We start from the raw sequence: 14,691 nt of genomic DNA on the forward strand, positions 1-14,691 counted from the left end.
GTGTGGGTAGGCGGAGCGGCGTTCTGGTACTACCCTGAGCGCGGTAACGCAGCGGCCGTCGCCCGGTGGCTGACTGTCAGCAGCCTGAAGAGTAGGTATGGGAGTGCCCGTGGACCGGCTGGAAGCAGGAGCTGACGAGCTGCGAGACCGGGTCGACACGACGGTGGCGCATCCGGCCCGCCGGTACAACTACTGGCTCGGCGGAAAGGACAACTTCGCAGCCGACCGGGAGTCCGCTGACCGGATCGCGGCGGCTTGGCCCAGCGCGCCTATCGCCGCGCGCGAGAATCGGCGTTTCCTGCGACGGGCGACCACGTTCCTGGCCAGCGAGGCGGGCATCCGGCAGTTCCTCGACATCGGCACGGGCCTGCCGACCGCCAGCAACACCCACGAGATCGCCCAGGCGATCGCGCCGGAGACGCGAGTCGTCTACGTCGACAACGACCCCATGGTCATGGTCCATGCCCGTGCACTGCTGACGAGCGCCCCCGAGGGCCGGACCGCCTACATCGAATCGGATCTGCGCGAGCCCGAGAAGATCCTCACCCACCCGGACCTGCTCGCCACCCTGGACCTGTCCCGGCCGGTCGGGTTGATGCTCGTCGCGGTGCTGCACTTCATCCCCGGTCACGGCGCTGCGGCGCCGGTCGTCGCGCGCCTGCTCGACGCGCTCCCGTCCGGAAGCTACCTGGTCGCCAGCAACGCCACGAAAGACTTCCTGCCGGAGCCCGTGGCGGCCGTCTACGACCGAATGCTCGCCACCGGACAGACCGACATCTGGCCGCGGGACAGGACCGAGTTCGGCGCCCTCTTCCAGGGCCTTGACGTCGTGGAGCCCGGCGTCGTCGCGGTCAATGAGTGGCGCACGGAGGCCGAAGAAGGGCCACGCCCCGCCTCAGCGGACGTGTCGGTCTACGGAGCCGTCGCCCGACTCCCGTAACCGGCTCCTCGCGAACCAGCGAGGACAGCACCAGCGTGGCCGGGACTGTACATAGCTCCTGTCAGGTGAGCCGGTGGTCGAGGGCGGTGTGGCGGCGTCCGGCGCCGACGGTGCGGACGGCGGCGGCGAGGGCGCGGCGGGAGCCGACGAGGACGACGAGTTGTTTTGCGCGGGTGACGGCGGTGTAAAGCAGGTTGCGCTGCAGCATGATCCAGGCGCTGGTGGTCAGAGGGATCCACCACGGCGGGGTACTCGGAGCCCTGTGAGCGGTGGATGGGCATGGCTTAGGCGTGGGCGAGTTCATCGAGTTCGTCGAAGTCGTAGTCTATGAACTCGTCCTCGTCCGTGCGCACAGTCAGGGACTGCTCCTCGGCGGACAGGGCGGTGACGACGCCGACGGTGCCGTTGAACACTCAGGCTTGGCCTTTGTCGTAGTTGTTGCGGATCTGGGTGACCTTGTCGCCGATCCGGAACACCCGCCCGCCCATCCGGCGCTCCGGTTGCCCCTCCCGACCCGGGTGAGCCGCTGTTGCAGTAACCCGTTGAGGGCACCGGCACCGGCGGGTCCGCGGTGCATGGGGGTGAGGACCTGCACGTCGCGGCGCGCGCCGCCCTTCCCCGACTGGCTCAGGGTGCTGAGTCGGCATCTGGGCGAGGTGCAGTTCTTCGCCAATGAACGGGTTCCGGACTATCACGTTTGGGCCCGGGCCGTGGATGGTGAGCTGCCGCGCGCCTACTGCTTCATCGGCGAGCGAGGCGAGGTGCCGCTGTTCGTCGGTGATCCGACAGCCGACGAGATCGAATTGGGCATCGGCATTCGCGGTACGGAGCCCGGGTGGGAACACTGGTCGGACGATGAGTGGACAGCCTGGTACGAAACGACGCCGTCCGAATCCGACGTGATGGCGATGGCCGGTCGCTGGAGCATCGACCCGAGCGCGATCGACGACGACACCGTGACAGCACCCGGCATCTACGGGCTACCGCCACCGGTCTCTAACACGTCTCGCAATGACAATCGGGGTTGAAGGCACTCCGTCCGCCCGCGCGCACTCTCATCGGCTATGAGCGTGGCCAACGACGTGGGGTGGCCGTGTTGCTTCAAGGGCCGTTCACCCGATCGCAGCGCGGCACAGGATCGCCTCGGTGGACCTGCCTGCGCACTATGAGGCGTGATCAGACTGCGGTTGTACAAGGCTCGTGAACGGCAGCGTGTCATCGATACCGCCGATCTTGAGGCGGTCTATGTCGCGGTCGATCCGGAGACCAAGCCGGTCTTTGAGCACGACGGCGTGATGGTGTGGGTTAGCGAACCCGACCGCTGTCGGGTCGAGCGGCGCATCCGTGGCCGGAATCTTCACCTGGTCGAGTCCGGCACGAACGTCCTGCCCCGCGCCCGTGGCCTGGAGATCCTGCGCAGGCCTGGCGCGGACTACCGTTGGGTGCACTCCCTGGACTGGCGCTCGGGCGCCGGCGAATACCTTGACCGCGACCGCGTCGAGGCGATCATCGACCGTGCCCTCGACATCGAACCGTGGGCGGTGCCGGAGGGCCCCGTCGGCCTGGTGCATCTGTCCTACCTGATGTGGTTCCACAACGGCGCGATGGCCAACGGCGCCGCCTGGCCGCTGAACAGCTGCACCACTGAGCAGATCGCCGCGTTCGCCGCAGCCGCCACCTACTTCGAGCTCGACGAGATCGCCGACCTGATCGGCCGCCTCGAACCAGATGACGCGCTCAGCCACGAATACTGGAAACTCAGCAGCCCGTTCAGCGAGGACGCCTCGCTCATCCGCGACGCGCTCCGCTGCAAACTAGTCGAGGCGCCGGCGGATTGGGCCTAACGATGGGCGCGCTCCTACAGATGACCAGCGTGCGCATCAATTCTGGAATCATGCATGCCTTGGACGTGCCTAAAACGCACTCTCATCGGCAGTTCCGGATGGCGAGCGGCAGCTCCAGCCGTCACGCTGCGTGCCGCGCGGATCGCGGCAGATCCGGATGTCTCGGTGGTTAGTCGCACCGGTATTCGGCCAGGCGGTGTGGGTCTCTGAGATCTCGGATGATGACGTTGCCCGGTGCCGCAGGGTAGGTGCAGTACAGGCTGTGCACGTCGAGGTGGGCGAGGTCGGTCGTGATGGCGGCGGCCGAGTCGAAGTAGCCGGTGTCGAGGATGTAGGTCACGCGTGTGCCGCTCCCGGCGGGAGCGGAGAACTCCGCAGGCGGCTCGACGGGCCGTAGACCGTTGAGTTGCTGTCGAAAGCCTCGTCCGTTTCGCCAGATTTCGACAGTGGTCTGCGAACTCAGGACTGCCGCTGCGGCATGTGCCCAGCGATTGTTGGTGAGCAGCGAGCCGTAGTAGCCGTTCCAGGGTGTGCCTTGGTCGCTCAGGGCGTCCGCCTGGTCGTCGGTCGCCGAGAAGGCGAGATCAGCGGAGATCTCCGCGATGACGTGTGGCGTGTGGTCCGGAGCGACCTTGGCTGCTGGATGGAGTGCGTGCCGCAGGACGGTGCACAGCACCTGGGTTGCCAATCCAGGATCTTCCCGAGCTGCCCCGAAGTACATGCCGGGCCTCTTGCGTACGGCGTCGTCGAACTCCAAGACCGTGAGTTTCACGCCGCTGTAGTCGCTTGCGTCTCCCGTCACGTCGCCAACGGTATCCGGGCAAAGCAGGACGGCCGCCAGTAGTGCTCGGCTACGAACGGTCACGGGCGCCCGGTGCCGGTTGCGCCGTGATCGCCGCAGATGCGGATGCCGTTACAGGACTCCGAGCCGCTCGCCTATACGTTGTCGCGTGTGGCAATCTCGTCGGCGGACATCCGGCTGATCGTCCTGCCGGCTTCGGTCTCCACCAGCGTCAGCGCACCAATCCAACTCGGATCATCCGGGTACTCCCAACTGACGGGGTCTGCCAGCAGCACCGGCAGCTGGTCCCTCGGCACAGGATCGCCGTGCGCCAAGCCCTCCCGGCCGTCATTGGCAACCCGCCGCACGTAGCGGCGCATTTCCATCCAGCCGCAGTCCACCAAGTTCAGCAGGACGGAGGCCAGCTCGGACAACGACGGCTCCGGCTGGGCGGGGTCCAGGTCACCGAACACGCCGGGCAGGAGGTCCATCTCGAACGAGTTGATGAAGAAAGCCCGCTCGATATGCGTCAGGCGCCGCCACTCACGAAGGCTCACGAACCGATCATCACATGCGGCACGGAACACAGATGGCGAGCCAGGCGGCCACCCGCGCTGTCAGCGGCAAGAGCAGACACGTGCGACGGTTCCCAACGTTTTTGGCAGGATGACGATCATGTCATGGACACAGCGGATCATCGAGGCGACCGGCGCGCGGCCGGAGCCGCGTGACATCGACTGGAAGCCGGTCGAGGCCGAGCTGGGTACGACACTGCCGCCCGACTACCGCGAGCTGTGGTCGCTGCTCGGCGGCGGTTACTACTCTGGATTCCTGTGGCTCCTGCAGCCGCGCAGTGACGCGGCGACGGAGGGCCTGTTCTACTCCTGGCGCTGGGACCGTGTATTCCATCCGGAATATGCAGGTCTCTACGCGCCGTATGACCTGTACGGCGGTCCCGGGCGGCCGGGTCTGCTCGGCTGGGGTCGCGATCAAACCGAGGGTGAGTATTACTGGCTCGCGGACGCGGAGACTGATCCGGCGGCGTGGCCGGTGGTCGCCCGCACGGACGGCGCCGAACCGTGGCACCGATACGACATGAGCATGTCGGAGTTCATCTACCACATGCTGACGGATCACGACTTCAAGCCATTCACGGTGGCCGCCACGACAGCCAGGCCATTCCTGCTGCCCGAGGGCGTGCAGATCACCACGGTGGAGGAGTGGAACGCGTGGGCGAACCGTACCGACGGAACTCCCACGCCATGACCGTCTCGACGCGAGCCCGGCCGGGAGACTACGGACTCACATCGGCACCTCCGGACGGCAACCGGGCCAGCGCGGCGTGACGGTGGGTAGCGCGCGGATCGCGGCATGACAGTGCGCCGCGCACCGGTATGTGCGTGCGTAGGCCGGCGGGACCTCGTGGCAAGATCGGCCAGTGACGAGGAGCATGCTGATCACGGGTGCAACTGGTGGTATCGGCGCTGCCGTGGCTCGGGCTGCTGCCGACCGAAGCTACCGGGTCATGGCCGCAGGCCGCGACACTGGCCAGCTCGACCGGCAATGTGCGGAGATGCCGGGGAGCATCCCGGGCCCGCTTGATCTGCGAAGCCCTGGCGGCCTTGCGGCGTCGCTGCCGGCACTGGATCGCCTGGACGCACTCGTGCACTGTGCCGGAGTTGCCGAGGTAGCCAGCGTCGAAGAGACGCCGCACTCGATGTGGCTGGAGACCTTGACCGTCAATGTCGTGGCCGCCGCGGAGATCACCCGCATGTTGCTTCCGGCCCTGCGCCGGGCGGCTGGCCACGTCGTGTTCATCAATGCGGCACCGGGGCTGCATGCCGTACCCCGATGGTCGGCCTATGCGGCGAGCAAGACCGCGCTGCGCGAGCTGGCCGACTCCTTGCGGGCGGAGGAAGCCCCCTACGGGCTGCGGGTGACGACCATCTACCCGGGTGGCACGGCGACCGACCTGCTGGCGAAGGTCCGCGCGCGGTTTGGACGCCCCTACCACGCAGCCGACTGCATCCAGCCCGCCACGTTGGCGTCGGTGGTGCTGACCCTTCTCGACATGCGCGACGACGCCTACCTGCCGGAGGTCTCGGTCCTGCCGACGCCTCGTCGATGACAACTCAGCTCCCGCTTACGGCCAGGCGTCGTCCCCACGCGCCGTCGACCAGCGCGGCGAATGCGGCAGATCCGGACATCCCGATCGAAGGCCGCCCGCGTGATTCCGGCTTCAGGGGCACTGAACACCATGGGCTGCGGTCGGCCGAGTCACGTCCGCCGAGCGCGCCCGTTTCCCTCCAACGGGCTGTGCATCAGGGCGTATGCGATCTCCACTCGCACACCTAAGCTCCTCACGTGTATTTCGTGGAGCGGTCGCGCGTGGATTCTCCGTTCAGCAAGTTGGTCTTCCACTTGCCGGAAACGACGGTACTCGGCTGGTTCCAGCGCGCCTGGCACCACGAGGACCCGGAAGCGCTTCTCGACGCTGAGATCGGCGGCGGCGCCTACGGTTTCGACTCGATCTTCGAGGCGATCGAGGAGCACCGCCTCCCCTGCCCACAGACCCTCGTCGAGCTGCGCGAACTCCTGGACGAGCACCTCTGGGTCGAATCTGACGACCCGATACGCCTCGACGAGCGGGGGCTGCGGGTGCGTACCAACGACGACGAGGTGGACCTGGCCTACTTCTTTTTCGAGGACGAGGCGATCGTCGCCCACCCCGACCGGCTCGCGTACCTCGTAAACGACACTTGGCCGCTGCCGTCCGGCGCCGCCGCGCCCGGCGCGACCTTCGCCCCTGACGTGGCGCTCCGCGTCGTCGGCCCACCTGGGCCCGGTCCGGATTCCGTCTACGCGGTCCGCATCACCTGGCAGCACACCGACCACAACGGCACGAACCTGGACCAGCGGGAAACGACCATCTTCCCCGGCGTCAACCTGCCCGGACTTGCCGACCACCTACGCGGTATCGCCGATCCCGTGTCCCGGGAACGCTTCGACGCCGACCTGCTGCGCTCCTTCGTCGGACCCGGCGACGATGGCATCGGCCCCGCCTTGGACCGTTACGTCTGCCTCGAACCATACGACTTGTCGATTTTCGGAAAGTGGACCGCACCCAGCCACGAGCAGATCCTGCAATGGAAGCTGCCGCAGCCACCACCGGAGGCCCGCGTCGCGGTGGATGAGCACCTCGCCCAGGCCGCCCGCTACATCGACGACTTCTTCGGCCACGAACAACTGTTCCTCTTCGACACGCAATGGGCCGCCGCCCACCCCGACCTGGCGCTGTCCCTCCTCCGCTATGCCACCCACTGGGACCCGTTTGCGCCGTGACGGGTTCCCGAACACTCAGTTGCGTCACGGGCTCCTGGCCGCACGAATAGGTTCACCCCGGAGGCGGGGACTGAACTTGCCCCATCCGCTCCTCGGCATGACGGCGCTCCGTGGCAGATCCGCTTGACGCGACTAATCCATGAAGAGCGCGGCGAGCCTCGGCAGACGCCGACGGACCTCGCCGTCGTCCTCGAAGTCCCAGCCCTGGCCGAGCTCCGGGTATCTGCCAGTGACCGCACTGGGTAGCTCCATGCTCCCTGTTACGACCGCGTATGCGTCCCATACGACGCCATACATGGATTCGCATTCGAGATCGAACCCGCCGTCGATCGCAACGCGTTGGACCCCCGGCAGGTCGGCGAGCGTATCCGGGTCTGCCACAGCGCGTTCGAACGTCTCACGCCCCTGTGTGAGCAGCCAGCCACGGAAGTACTCGAAGCCGTCGTCGGAGCAACCGCCGTTGATTAGATAGGCCGCCTGCCACAGGTCCCACCTGTACGACTGCGCACGCAGATCCCACAGCGGCTGCGCCAGTTCCGCGATCCTGTCGGCCGGCAGGGCAGTCAGCAGCCGCAGTGTCTGCTCGGCGACGTCCTCGGCGTCGGAGGGGTCGGCCGCAGACTCCCGTGCCTTCGCCACTACGTTCCAGAACTCGTCAACACTCATGACGCGGGAGTATGGCAGCGGTCTCCGACTTCGCCGCCCACCATTCGCCGTCGTGCCCGTGCTTGACCGCCCGTCTAGCGCACGGAGCCCTGGAAGATGAGCTGATCGCGGCTATGAGAGTAAGTTCGGGCGGCCACACCGGGCAGGGTCATGGGCGGCTGGTTGCTCCCCAAGGCGGGATGCGAGGCTGGATGCGTGACTTCCCCGCTCGCGCGTCGCGTCTACGAAGCGTGCCATTTGACCGGGTCGTTCCGCCTGCGCTCAGGGCAGGTGAGCGACGAATACTTCGACAAGTACCTGTTCGAGGCGCAGCCCGGCCTGTTGCGCGAGGTGGCCGAGGCGATGGTCGCCTTGCTGCCGGAGTGCGACGTGCTGGCTGGGATGGAGATGGGCGGCATACCGATCGCGACGGTGATGTCGCAGCTGACCGGGCTGCCGACCGTCTTCGTTCGAAAGCAGGCCAAGGAGTACGGCACGGGCAAGACGGCCGAGGGCGGCCCCGTGGACGGCCGGCGGGTCGTGGTGATCGAGGACGTGGTGACCACCGGCGGGGCGTTACTGGCGTCGTGCCGGCAGCTGAGGGCCAATGGCGCCAAGGTTGACTCGGTGGTCTGCGCCATCGATCGCGAGCAGGGTGGACGGGAGAATCTCGCGGCCGAAGCGCTGTGGCTACGCGCCGCCCTCACCCGTCGCGACCTGGAGTCCTCCTTGCCGGCGTAACAGCTGCACTGCCGGACCGGCAGGATCAGCGGGTGAACACGGCACGCCGCATCATCGTCGCGCTCGACTTCGATACCGTTGACGACGCCCAGGCGATCGTTGACCGCCTGGGTGACGCCGGCCAGTCATACAAGGTGGGCCTGGAACTGCTGACCGTCGCCGGCCCGGCCTTTGTGGCCCGGCTGGTCGGTGAGGGCAAGGATGTCTTCCTGGATCTCAAGCTTTTCGAGATCCCCACCTCTGTTGCGGGTGCCGTCCGCGCAGCCGGCCGGCTCGGCGCGACCATGGTGACCGTGCATGCCATGGGAGGCTCCACAATCATGGAGGCCGCGGTACGCGCAGCCGCCGACTTCCCGCAACTGCACGTCATCGCGCTGACCGTCGTCACCAGCCTCGCCGACACCGACCTCGCCGCCATCGGGTTGAGCGCCACGATCGAGGAGCAGGTAACCCGCCTGGCCCGACTGGCACAGCGCGCCGGTTGCCACGGAGTGGTCGCCTCACCGCAGGACGCGGCGTCGCTGCGCGCGGAACTCGGCCCGGACATGCTGATCGTCACTCCAGGAGTGACCTTGCAGGCCGGGATAAACGGGACCACAAGCGAGCACGCCCGACCGGCGCATCCCACGGCCGCGATCCGCGCGGGCGCAACGCACATCGTCATCGGCCGGTCCCTGACCCGGGCACCAGACCCGGCAGCCGTCCTCGCTCACCTCGAAGACGAGCTGGGTAAGCTCCGCGCACACAGCTGACAACGGCCGAAGTCAAAGGGCCAAGACCGGCGACAGGTGATGCCCTTATCTCGGCAGATGCGGATGCTCGGCGCGGGCGGCACAGGTCCCGGCCAGTGACAGAGCGTCATCCTGACGGCGTTGATGAGGGGAATTCCGACTACTCGATCAACGGCGCCTGCCAGTCGGACGGACCCACCACAATCGATCATGCGGCCAACTGCGCTGTCCAACGGCTAACAATGTGCCCAGTCGCACCCGATCCACCACCGCCGGGCCGCCTCCTCCACGAGGCGATCGTAGGCATGTTCTATAGGCCCGGGGTGGGTGGGCGCGCTGCTGCGCGCATCCGGACGGGCAGGTCACTCGCAGCGGTCCTCGGCGCCTCGGCCGTACGGCTCGCAGCAGTCGGGGCGGTGCCGGTACACGCGCAGGTCGCGTCCGTGCCGGCGGCCGTACTCGGGCGTGATCTCGTAAAGGCAGGCCTGCCAGACGGCGGTCTCCCCGCCGCCGGACACGACCTGGCCGTCCCCCGGTCCGCCGCGTAGCAGCACGTTCACGTCCTCGACCGTACGCAACCCATCAGCGCCGGGACGTGGCGTACGAGTTGCCGACCCAAGCGGTACCCCATCGGCACCGATGTCAACGGCCGTGTCACATGCGGGTGAGTCGGTGGTCGAGGGCGGTGTGGCGGCGGCCGGCACTGACGGTGCGGATGGCGGCGGCGAGGGCCCGGTGGGAGCCGACGAGGACGACGAGTTTCTTGGCGCGGGTGACGGCGGTGTAGAGCAGGTTGCGTTGCAGCATCATCCACGCACTGGTGGTCAGCGGGATGACCACTGCCGGGTATTCGGAGCCCTGGGAGCGGTGGATGGTCATGGCGTAGGCGTGGGTGAGTTCGTCGAGTTCGTCGAAGTCGTAGTCGATGCTCTCGTCCTCGTCGGTACGCACGGCCAGGGTCTGCTCTTCGGTGGAGAGGTGGGTGACGATGCCGAGGGTGCCGTTGAAAACGCCGGCTTGGCCTTTGTCGTAGTTGTTGCGGATCTGGGTGACCTTGTCGCCGATCCGGAACACCCGCCCGCCCATCCGCCGCTCTGGCTGGCCTTCGCGGTGCGGGGTGAGGCGCTGCTGCAGCAGCGTGTTCAGGGCGGCGGCGCCGGCGGGGCCGCGGTGCATGGGGGTGAGGACCTGCACGTCCCGGCGCGGGTCGAGGCCGAACTTGGCGGGGATGCGGGTGCAGGCGACGTCGACCGTGAGCGCGGCGGTGGCGTCGGTGTCGTCGCAGGCGAACAGGAAGAAGTCCGCCATGCCCTCGAGGAGGGGTGGGCGGCCGGCGTTGATGCGGTGGGCGTTGGTGACGACGCCGGACTGGGCGGCCTGGCGGAAGATCTGCGTCAGCCGTACCCGCGGAACAGTGGGGGCGGCGAGCAGGTCGCGCAGGACTTCTCCGGCGCCGACGGAGGGGAGTTGGTCGACGTCGCCGACCAGGAGCAGGTGCGCGCCGGGCGGGACGGCCTTGACGAGTTTGTTGGCCAGGATCAGGTCGAGCATGGAGGCCTCGTCGACGACGAGGAGGTCGACGTCGAGAGGGTTGTCCCGGTCGTAGGAGGCCTCCCCTCCCGGACGCAGCTGCAGCAGCCGGTGGACGGTCGCGGCGGGGTGGCCGGTCAGCTCCGAGAGGCGTTTCGCGGCGCGGCCGGTCGGAGCGACGAGGGTGACCTTGGCTTTCTTGGCGGCGGCGAGTTCGACGATGGAGCGGACGGTGAAGCTCTTGCCGCAGCCCGGCCCACCGGTCAGGACCGCGACTTTCGAGGTGAGGGCGAGGCGGACGGCCTGTTCCTGTTCGGGGGCCAGGTCCGCGCCGGTGCGGGCCTTCAACCAGGTGAGGGCCTTGCCCCAGTCGACGCCTCTGAAGTGGGGCAGCCGGTCGGCCCGATCGCCGAGTAGGCGCAGCAGCGAGGAGGCGAGGGACTGCTCGGCGCGGTGGAACGGCACCAGGTACACCGCGTGCACCGGCTCTCCGTCGCCGCCGGGCAGGGGTTCGCGGACGACGCCCTCGGCGGCGGCCAGGGTGTCGAGGCAGTCGGTGACGAGGTCGGCGGGCACGTCGAGGATCTTCGTGGCGTCGGCGACCAGCTCGGGGGCGGGTAGGTAGCAGTGGCCTGAGTCGGTGGCCTCGGACAGGGTGTACTGCAGGCCTGCCATGACTCGCTGCGGGCTGTCGTGGGGGATGCCGACGGCTTGGGCGATGGTGTCGGCGGTCTTGAACCCGATGCCCCACACGTCGGCGGCCAGCCGGTAGGGCTCGTTGCGTACCACCGAGATCGACGCGTCGGCGTACTTCTTGAAGATCCGCACCGCCAGGGATGTCGACACCCCAACGCCTTGGAGGAAGACCATCACCTCCTTGATGGCCTTCTGCTCCTCCCACGCCGCGGTGATCTTCGCCGTGCGCTTCGGCCCGAGCCCAGGTACCTCCACCAGCCGGGAGGGTTCCTCCTCGATGACGCGGAGGGTGTCCAGGCCGAAGTGGGCCACGATCCGCTCGGCGAACACCGGTCCGATGCCCTTGACCAGACCGGAGCCGAGGTATCGCTGAATGCCCTGGATCGTGGCCGGCAGGACGGTGGTGTAGGAGTCGACTTCGAATTGCTTGCCGTACTTCGGATGGGATGACCATCGCCCGTGCAGGCGCAGGCTCTCCCCCGGCTGCGCACCCAGCAACGCGCCGACCACCGTCAACAGGTCGCTGCCGCGGTCGGTGGCGACGCGGGCGACGGTGTAGCCGGTTTCCTCGTTGACGTAGGTCAACCGCTCGAGCACCGCGTCCAGGACGGCAAGCGGTACGCGGGCGGGAGCGGTCATGCCTCACATCGTGCCGCCTGTCGACCCGGCACAGACACCCGCCCAGCCCCTCGCCTGCAACTCAGGATGGGTGACGGCGTGACTCGCTGGCTACCGGGAAGCCGATGGACCTTCCCGCCGGGGCGCCTCACGGTTCGTCACTACGGGTCAGGGTGGCGCCCTCGCCCCGGCCAGTGCGACCTCGTCATCAGCGGCACGCCGGGGCGGCAGGCAGGGCCCCGGCGGTCACCATCCGATTCGGCGGCGCGGCGCGGAGGCCGAGGTTCGGGGGTGAACGTCCGAGTTGCGCCGCCGCGCCTTTACAGGGATGACGTTCGATGGCCACGATCGTCAGAGACGGTCATTGTCTCGTCCCCTGCACCGAGGAGGCCCCACATGCGAATCCCACGATTCTTCACCCACCCTGGCCGCGCACGCCGAGCCGCGGCGGCCGCGATGGCCATGGTCGCCGGCGCCGGACTGGTCGTCGCGAACGCTCAGCCGGCGTCGGCGACCCCGCCGGGGATCCCGTCGAAGGCGACGGCGCAGTCGCAGCTCAACGCCCTGACCGTGGCGGCGCAAGGCTCCACGAGCGGCTACTCGCGGGACCTGTTCCCGCACTGGATCACCATCAGCGGCAGCTGCAACACCCGCGAGCAGGTCCTCAAGCGCGACGGCACCTCCGTCGTCGTCGACAGCTCCTGCGCGGCGACGTCCGGCCGCTGGTACAGCCCCTACGACGGCGCCACCTGGTACGCGGCCTCGGACGTCGACATCGACCACGTCGTGCCCCTGGCCGAGGCATGGCGCTCCGGCGCAAGCTCCTGGACCACCAGCCGGCGGCAGAGCTTCGCCAACGACCTCAGCCGTCCACAGCTGATCGCGGTCACGGACAACGTCAACCAGTCCAAGGGCGACCAGGACCCGTCGACGTGGCAGCCGCCCCGGACGGCGTACCGGTGCACCTACAGCAAGATGTGGATCACCGTGAAGTACAGCTGGGGCCTCAAGCTGCAGTCGACGGAGAAGTCCGCGCTGCAGAGCATGCTCAACACCTGCTCGTCATGACCGGAACCCCGACCGGGGTTCACCATGCTCTCCGCGCGTCGACGCCGCGCGGTCGTTCCGCACTGCAGATGGCCGTCGGTTGGGCATAGGCACGGCGGGGCCGGCTGACCACCGGCCCCCGCACCGGTAGCACTACGCCCGATCGTCGTGCCGTACGAACATGCCAGCCGAGGCGTAGCAGGTCCGTGATCGCCTCGGCGGCGACAGCAGGGCCACCGCGTCCCCGGCCTGGAAGGCTTTCCGCTGCCAGGCCGGGGACGCGGTGGCTGCCGACACACGTCTCGGCCGCCCTTCCCGGTGCCGCCGACGGCGGGACGCGCCTGCGCCCGAGGAGACTGGCAGCCTGACGCCAGCCGCGTCGGCGAGGTCGTGGTCCGGGCACGCGCTTGCGCCTTACCGCCGGCACCTACCTGCCGGGTGGTGTGCACATGCCGTCATCCGTCGTCTCGTCCGACATAGCGGTATACCGGCGGGAGGTCCTCCAGCTCGTCGCGGACGTACTGGTGCTCAACGGGCTGGTTCGGCTGGTCGGCGGCGCCGATGTAGTAGCCGCTCTGCGTGAGCAGCAGCGTCCGCGGCGGTGCTCCCGTCTCGTCGACCTCGACCGGTGCCAGGCGACCGTCGACCGGGCCACCCAGGAACCATGCCTCCACGGCGGGCATCAGCGGCCGCCCGCCGTGGCGCCTACTGCGGTGAGCAGCCCCGCCACCGCCGCGATCAGCCCCGCGACCGCGCTGGCCAGGCCGGCCACCCGGGCCATGTGTTCCGACGCCGCCGACCTCCCTGCTCCGCGTGCCTGTCTCCTGTCCCGCCCGGTCATGATCACGTCCCTTCGGCGTCTGGGGGGCCGCCGCACCTTCCTGGTGCCGCCCCGCTGGTACGCCGAAGTCTCCGCCAACATGTCCATCGCGAACATGGGCTTCGCCGACGCCGCCGACGAGTCCGGCACGTTCTGCGGCTTCGAGGGTGACTGATCAAGCCCGTGAAGGAGAGCCCGCCGAGTTGGGCACGCCGCGGACTGGAGGGCGAGGCACAAGGCCTACCAGTACCGGCCGCCGGGCCGGAGACGACAGACTGACAGCTTGTCGCAGCACGTCGACAGCCCTCGCCGTCAGGTCTTATCCCGCGCCTTGAAGTGGCACCCCTGTTGGCCCGTTCCGACCCGGTACCCGTTTCCCTACTCAGAAATTGGCCCGGCTTGCCGGCGGCGCAGCGTGCGGATCCACCCCTGGGCGGTGTGCCGGGGCACGTTGTAGTGGTCGGCGACAGCCGTCACACTGCCGGCCTGCTGGTAGACCGCTTCGAGATCGGCCGGTGAGCGCCGGTACACCCGTCCCTCGCCTCCGGAGGACCCGCCTTTCGCGGTCCGCTTCGTGGCCTTCGCCGCCGTAGTCGTGGCCTTGGCCCCCGTTACGGTCTTCGGCTTGCCCGCTCGGCTGCGGGTCGTGCCAGCGCCCGACGCCCGGCTGGCCTTCTTCGCCTCGCTTGCCTTGGTGGCCGGTGACGCCTGCTTGGGCACCACGACGTCAACCGCATCAGCGCCTTCAGGGTTACTCGTAGCCGGCTCGTCCGCACCCGTGGTGGGGGCGGTGGGCTGGACCGCCGTCGGCACGACGGCGGGCTCACCGTCGTCAACGGGCACGGCGCCGGCTGCGGGCGCCTCGTCGGGTACGGCGATGGGGGGCGTGGCTATCGCCTGCCGCTGGCCGGCGGCGGGCGCGATCGCCCTCAAGAGCAGGTCCAGGTCGACCGCGG

At 68.5% G+C, this 14,691-nt stretch carries 16 protein-coding genes and 2 pseudogenes; 10 read left to right on the forward strand and 8 right to left on the reverse strand.

Annotated features, from left to right (window positions below):
* Positions 1-109 precede the first annotated feature (109 nt).
* The gene (locus KBX37_RS24435) at positions 110-940 is read left to right on the forward strand and encodes an SAM-dependent methyltransferase (protein WP_307849184.1); all 831 of its coding nucleotides are present in this window, start codon (positions 110-112) and stop codon (positions 938-940) included.
* 61 nt (positions 941-1,001) lie between these two features.
* Here the strand turns inward: KBX37_RS24435 and KBX37_RS24440 are convergent.
* Positions 1,002-1,544 (reverse strand): annotated as a pseudogene (locus KBX37_RS24440) (ATP-dependent RecD-like DNA helicase); the annotation flags it as partial.
* Between the two features lie 52 nt (positions 1,545-1,596).
* On the opposite strand from KBX37_RS24440, the gene KBX37_RS24445 reads away from it, so the two are divergent.
* Together KBX37_RS24445 and KBX37_RS24450 are read left to right on the forward strand one after the other, a co-directional pair.
* A complete protein-coding gene (locus tag KBX37_RS24445; protein ID WP_210778245.1) occupies positions 1,597-1,968 on the forward strand; it encodes a hypothetical protein in 372 nt (123 codons plus the stop codon).
* Positions 1,969-2,112: 144 nt separating this feature from the next.
* Positions 2,113-2,784 (forward strand): hypothetical protein, encoded by a 672-nt coding sequence (locus KBX37_RS24450; RefSeq protein WP_210778246.1) that lies wholly within the window; start codon positions 2,113-2,115, stop codon positions 2,782-2,784.
* A gap of 169 nt (positions 2,785-2,953) precedes the next feature.
* Here KBX37_RS24450 and KBX37_RS24455 read toward each other — a convergent pair whose 3' ends face one another.
* Positions 2,954-3,586, reverse strand: a complete 633-nt coding sequence (locus tag KBX37_RS24455; RefSeq protein ID WP_210778247.1) for a hypothetical protein — start codon at positions 3,584-3,586, stop codon at positions 2,954-2,956.
* Between the two features lie 134 nt (positions 3,587-3,720).
* Positions 3,721-4,122 carry a hypothetical protein gene (locus KBX37_RS24460; RefSeq protein WP_210778248.1) on the reverse strand — a complete coding sequence of 134 codons (402 nt, stop codon included), beginning with the start codon at positions 4,120-4,122 and terminating at the stop codon, positions 3,721-3,723.
* Positions 4,123-4,231: 109 nt separating this feature from the next.
* Between KBX37_RS24460 and KBX37_RS24465 the strand changes: the two genes are divergently transcribed.
* The 3 genes from KBX37_RS24465 to KBX37_RS24475 all read left to right on the forward strand — a co-directional run bounded on the left by KBX37_RS24465 (position 4,232) and on the right by KBX37_RS24475 (position 6,907).
* On the forward strand, positions 4,232-4,831 hold the full coding sequence (locus KBX37_RS24465; RefSeq protein ID WP_210778249.1) for an SMI1/KNR4 family protein: 600 nt from the start codon (positions 4,232-4,234) through the stop codon (positions 4,829-4,831).
* Between the two features lie 184 nt (positions 4,832-5,015).
* On the forward strand, positions 5,016-5,693 hold the full coding sequence (locus KBX37_RS24470) for an SDR family oxidoreductase (protein ID WP_210778250.1): 678 nt from the start codon (positions 5,016-5,018) through the stop codon (positions 5,691-5,693).
* A 236-nt stretch (positions 5,694-5,929) separates the two neighbouring features.
* Entirely contained in the window at positions 5,930-6,907 is a 978-nt protein-coding gene (locus KBX37_RS24475) for a hypothetical protein (protein WP_210778251.1), read from the forward strand.
* Positions 6,908-7,039: 132 nt separating this feature from the next.
* Here KBX37_RS24475 and KBX37_RS24480 read toward each other — a convergent pair whose 3' ends face one another.
* Positions 7,040-7,573: a DUF4240 domain-containing protein gene (locus KBX37_RS24480; RefSeq protein WP_210778252.1), complete on the reverse strand. Its 534-nt coding sequence runs from the start codon at positions 7,571-7,573 to the stop codon at positions 7,040-7,042.
* Between the two features lie 195 nt (positions 7,574-7,768).
* On the opposite strand from KBX37_RS24480, the gene pyrE reads away from it, so the two are divergent.
* Together pyrE and pyrF are read left to right on the forward strand one after the other, a co-directional pair.
* Positions 7,769-8,293, forward strand: a complete 525-nt coding sequence (gene pyrE / locus KBX37_RS24485; protein ID WP_210778253.1) for an orotate phosphoribosyltransferase — start codon at positions 7,769-7,771, stop codon at positions 8,291-8,293.
* A gap of 32 nt (positions 8,294-8,325) precedes the next feature.
* Complete coding sequence (gene pyrF, locus KBX37_RS24490; protein ID WP_210778254.1) at positions 8,326-9,045, forward strand: orotidine-5'-phosphate decarboxylase; 720 nt, start codon at positions 8,326-8,328, stop codon at positions 9,043-9,045.
* A 341-nt stretch (positions 9,046-9,386) separates the two neighbouring features.
* On the opposite strand, the gene KBX37_RS24495 is transcribed toward pyrF, so the two are convergent.
* Both KBX37_RS24495 and KBX37_RS24500 read right to left on the reverse strand, forming a co-directional pair.
* Complete coding sequence (locus KBX37_RS24495) at positions 9,387-9,584, reverse strand: hypothetical protein (RefSeq protein WP_210778255.1); 198 nt, start codon at positions 9,582-9,584, stop codon at positions 9,387-9,389.
* A 94-nt stretch (positions 9,585-9,678) separates the two neighbouring features.
* Positions 9,679-11,889 (reverse strand): ATP-dependent RecD-like DNA helicase, encoded by a 2,211-nt coding sequence (locus KBX37_RS24500; RefSeq protein WP_210778256.1) that lies wholly within the window; start codon positions 11,887-11,889, stop codon positions 9,679-9,681.
* Positions 11,890-12,264: 375 nt separating this feature from the next.
* Between KBX37_RS24500 and KBX37_RS24505 the strand changes: the two genes are divergently transcribed.
* Entirely contained in the window at positions 12,265-12,936 is a 672-nt protein-coding gene (locus KBX37_RS24505; RefSeq protein WP_210778257.1) for an HNH endonuclease family protein, read from the forward strand.
* Between the two features lie 434 nt (positions 12,937-13,370).
* Here the strand turns inward: KBX37_RS24505 and KBX37_RS24510 are convergent, their stop codons facing one another.
* Entirely contained in the window at positions 13,371-13,598 is a 228-nt protein-coding gene (locus tag KBX37_RS24510) for a hypothetical protein (protein WP_210778258.1), read from the reverse strand.
* A gap of 30 nt (positions 13,599-13,628) precedes the next feature.
* Between KBX37_RS24510 and KBX37_RS36055 the strand changes: the two genes are divergently transcribed.
* Positions 13,629-13,910 (forward strand): hypothetical protein, encoded by a 282-nt coding sequence (locus KBX37_RS36055; RefSeq protein ID WP_374103835.1) that lies wholly within the window; start codon positions 13,629-13,631, stop codon positions 13,908-13,910.
* A gap of 203 nt (positions 13,911-14,113) precedes the next feature.
* On the opposite strand, the pseudogene KBX37_RS24525 reads toward KBX37_RS36055, so the two are convergent.
* Positions 14,114-14,691 (reverse strand): annotated as a pseudogene (locus KBX37_RS24525) (hypothetical protein); the annotation flags it as partial.

It is taken from the genome of Micromonospora sp. U56, assembly GCF_018070095.1.
GTDB lineage: Bacteria > Actinomycetota > Actinomycetes > Mycobacteriales > Micromonosporaceae > Micromonospora > Micromonospora purpureochromogenes.

Excerpts from the sequence above, each read along its gene's own strand:
- KBX37_RS24465 (WP_210778249.1), top strand. The coding sequence starts at position 4,232 with ATGACGATCATGTCATGGACACAGCGGATCATCGAGGCGACCGGCGCG.
- KBX37_RS24470 (WP_210778250.1), top strand. The coding sequence starts at position 5,016 with ATGCTGATCACGGGTGCAACTGGTGGTATCGGCGCTGCCGTGGCTCGG.
- KBX37_RS24480 (WP_210778252.1), bottom strand. The coding sequence starts at position 7,573 with ATGAGTGTTGACGAGTTCTGGAACGTAGTGGCGAAGGCACGGGAGTCT.
- KBX37_RS24500 (WP_210778256.1), bottom strand. The coding sequence starts at position 11,889 with ATGACCGCTCCCGCCCGCGTACCGCTTGCCGTCCTGGACGCGGTGCTC.
- KBX37_RS24505 (WP_210778257.1), top strand. The coding sequence starts at position 12,265 with ATGCGAATCCCACGATTCTTCACCCACCCTGGCCGCGCACGCCGAGCC.
- KBX37_RS24510 (WP_210778258.1), bottom strand. The coding sequence starts at position 13,598 with ATGCCCGCCGTGGAGGCATGGTTCCTGGGTGGCCCGGTCGACGGTCGC.